The organism is Caulobacter sp. P1_B12_2 (assembly GCF_056406675.1).
Map to the genome: position 1 here is coordinate 1 of NZ_JBFTZS010000609.1, position 2143 is coordinate 2143.

3 protein-coding genes are annotated in these 2143 nt (G+C 69.6%); 2 read left to right on the forward strand and 1 reads right to left on the reverse strand.

Features of this window, described 5'->3' with window-relative positions:
• Nucleotides 1-687, reverse strand: a 687-nt coding sequence (locus tag AC1DZ6_RS23960; protein WP_477099606.1) for an MFS transporter, incomplete at its 3' end; no start/stop codon positions are given.
• A 114-nt stretch (nucleotides 688-801) separates the two neighbouring features.
• Between AC1DZ6_RS23960 and AC1DZ6_RS23965 the strand changes: the two genes are divergently transcribed.
• Together AC1DZ6_RS23965 and AC1DZ6_RS23970 are read left to right on the forward strand one after the other, a co-directional pair.
• Nucleotides 802-1422 (forward strand): TetR/AcrR family transcriptional regulator, encoded by a 621-nt coding sequence (locus AC1DZ6_RS23965; protein WP_477099607.1) that lies wholly within the window; start codon nucleotides 802-804, stop codon nucleotides 1420-1422.
• Entirely contained in the window at nucleotides 1419-2123 is a 705-nt protein-coding gene (locus tag AC1DZ6_RS23970) for a GNAT family N-acetyltransferase (protein ID WP_477099608.1), read from the forward strand. Before AC1DZ6_RS23965 ends, AC1DZ6_RS23970 begins: the two co-directional genes overlap by 4 nt.
• Nucleotides 2124-2143 lie beyond the last annotated feature (20 nt).

Genomic DNA, 2143 nt, shown 5'->3' on the forward strand with positions numbered 1-2143 from the left:
GTGCAGGGCGCCGAAGGCGACGGCCAGGGCGTTGGAGGCCGAGCCCTTGGGCGGCGGCGTCCAGTCGTCGGGCGCGCCGAACGGGCGCTCGCCGATGGCGTCGGGGCTCTCGGGGATCAGCAGCCAGCAGATCGGGGCCATGATCGCGGCGACAGCCGCGACGGTCAGCACCACCGGCCGCCAGCCGCCCTGGTCGGCGATCCAGGCCATGGCCGGCAGGAAGATCAGCGAGCCGGTCGCCGTGGCCGCCGTCAGCAGGCCCAGCATCAGGCCGCGCCGCGCCACGAACCAGCGATTGACGATGGTCGCGCCCAGCACCATGGCCACCGCCCCGCTGCCGACGCCGGCCATCACGCCCCAGGTCGCCACATACTGCCAGCTCTGGGTCATGAAGGCCGACAGCCCGGTCGAGACCGCCATCAGCACCAGGGCCAGACTGATCGTGCGGCGCACGCCGAACGACTGCATCAGCGCCGCCGCGAATGGTCCGGTCAGGCCGTAGAGGAAGATGCCGATCCCGGCCGCCAGCGAGATCGTGGCCCGATCCCAGTGGAAGGCTTTTTCCAGCGGGAGGATCAGCACGCCCGGCGCGGCCCTGAGGCCAGCGGCCGACAGGAGCGCCAAGAAGGTCACGGCGGCCACGACGAAGGCGTAGCGGTTTCCGAGGGCGCGGCGGCCAAAAGCCATGAAAGTCTGCATGCGATGTAACCGATCGGTACGGGGCTTGTCGCCCTGCATACGTACCGGTAAGTAACATCGTCAAGCGCCATGGCCAAAATCGACGAAAAAATCCCCGCCCCAATGAGTTTGGGCGAGACGCCCGAACATCACCTGCCCTACGCGGCTGGACCCCGCGCCGCTGAGCGGATCTTCGAGACCGCGCGGGAGCTGTTCTATCGCGAGGGCATCCGGGCGGTCGGGGTCGACGAGATCGTCACCAAGGCCGGCGTGACCAAACCCAGCCTCTATCGCAGCTTCAAGTCCAAGGATGAGCTGGTGRCCGCCGTGCTGCGCGAGGTCGAGGTCGGGTTCTGGGACCGCTTCGAGGCGGCCGAGGCGGCGTTCCCTGACGATCCCAAGGCCCAGATGGTCGCCTATTTCGAGGGCCTGGCGGCGCGCTCGGGCGGCGCGGACTATCGCGGCTGCGCACTCAGCAACGCCGTGGTCGAATATCCCGACCGCGACAACGCCGGCCGCGCGGTGTCGCAAGTCCACAAGCAGGACCTGCGCGCTCGCCTGCGGGCCAAGGCCGTGCAGATGGGCGCGACCGATCCCAAGACCCTGGGCGACGCCATGATGCTGCTGATCGAGGGCGTCTTCACCTCCAGCCAGATGTTCGACGACGACGACAAGCCCGCCTTGGCCGCGGTCGGGGCGGTAAAGGCCCTGATCGGGGCGTATTGCCCCCAGGAGCGAGGATGACCGCCCATCCTCTCGACCGCGTGGTCTGGAACGCCTTCACCAGCCGGCAGGCGCATCTGGCGCTGCGCGACGGCGCCGCCCTGCGGGTCGATCCCGATATCGGCCTGTTCGTCGCCACGGCCGACCACGCGCCGCGAACCCTGGCCGCCCTCTCCCGCCTGGTCCACGCCCATCCGGGCGAGGTGGGGATCGTCGAGCGCTTCGATCCGCCGCCGGTTCCGGGCACGGTGGTGACGCGCCGCGCGGTGCTGAACCAGATGGTCGCCGAGACCCTGGCCCAGCCCCGGCCGGTCGATTTCGAGATCACGCCCCTGAGCGACGCCGACTCGCCGCAGATGGTGGCCCTGGCCACCCTGACCGCGCCGGGACCGTTCTTCTCGCGCACCCATCAGTTGGGCGAATTCGTGGGGGTGAAGGTCGACGGGCGCCTGGTCGCCATGGCCGGCGAGCGGATGCGGCCCGAAGGCTTCACCGAGGTCAGCGCCGTCTGCGCCCATCCCGACCATCGCGGCAAGGGCTATGCGGCCAAGCTGATGCTTCACGTGGCCCACAAGATCGTCGCGCGCGGCGAGACGCCGTTCCTGCACAGCTACGACCACAACGCCGGGGCCATCGCGCTGTATGAGAGCCTGGGGTTCCGGTTTCGGTGTGAGCAGGTGCTGACGGTGCTGGCGGCGGATCACCAGACCCCTCTCTCTTAGAGAGAGGGAGGGGCCCGCCG